Annotated in this window: 1 protein-coding gene; it reads left to right on the plus strand. The window is 78.9% G+C overall.

All coding sequences use genetic code 11. From position 1 onward, the window contains the following. Positions 1 to 747: FAD-dependent oxidoreductase (locus ABEB16_RS19485; RefSeq protein WP_345713861.1), on the plus strand; the 747-nt coding region annotated here is incomplete at its 5' end. Positions 748 to 969: the final 222 nt, after the last annotated feature.

The following is a 969-nucleotide window of genomic DNA, read 5'->3' on the forward strand; positions in this document are numbered from 1 at the left end:
CGCCGCTGGCCGGGCATGCGCTTCCGCACCCGGGTGCTGCACGTGCCCGACGCCGGGCGGGTCCGGGCCCGCGACGCGCTGCGCGCCCTGCAGGCCGAGGCGGCCCGGCACGGCGCCGAGGTGCGCCACGAGACGCCCGTGACCCACCTGGCGGTCCGCGGCGACGACGAGGTCGCGGTCACGACGGCGACGGGGACCCTGACCGCCCGCCGGGTCGTCGTCACCGCCGGCGCGTGGACGCAGCGGCTGCTGGGCGGGCTGCTGCCGCTGCCGCGGCTGGTGGTCACCGAGGAGCAGCCGGCGCACTTCCGCCCGCTGGCCGAGGACCTGGCGTGGCCGAGCTTCAACCACCGGCCGGACCCGGGCGCGCCGGAGGACGCGTACTGGCTCGCGCCCGTCTACGGGATGCTCACGCCCGGCGAGGGCGTCAAGGCGGGTTTCCACCGCGCCGGTCCCGTCGTGGACCCCGACGCCCGCAGCTACGCCCCCGAACCGGGCCGGGCCGCCGCGCTGCGCCGCTACGCGCGCCAGTGGCTGCCCGGCGTGGACCCCGACGCGGCGGAGCCCGTCAGCTGCACGTACACCTCCACCGACACCGAGGACTTCGTGCTCGACCGGGTGGGCCCGCTCGTCGTGGGGGCGGGTTTCTCCGGCCACGGGTTCAAGTTCACGCCCGCGGTGGGCCGGGTGCTGGCCGACCTCGTCGAGGGCCGCCCCGCCCCGGCGCCGTTCCGCCTCGCGCGGTAGGGCGCCCACCGGCAGGGCGCGGTGGGCCGCCGGGTCCGGCCCGCCGGGGTCAGCCCGCCAGGTCCACGACGAGCGCGCGGTGGTCGCTCACCCCGGGCGTCGTCGCCGACACCCGCGCCACCGGCCACGGCACGCCCTCGGCGAGGACGTGGTCGAGCTGCAGCCGCGGCACGTGGGGCGCGGCGCGGGTGGGTTTCCTCACCGTGTGGCTGTTCGCGACGG

It is taken from the genome of Kineococcus glutinatus, assembly GCF_039542765.1.
GTDB lineage: Bacteria > Actinomycetota > Actinomycetes > Actinomycetales > Kineococcaceae > Kineococcus_A > Kineococcus_A glutinatus.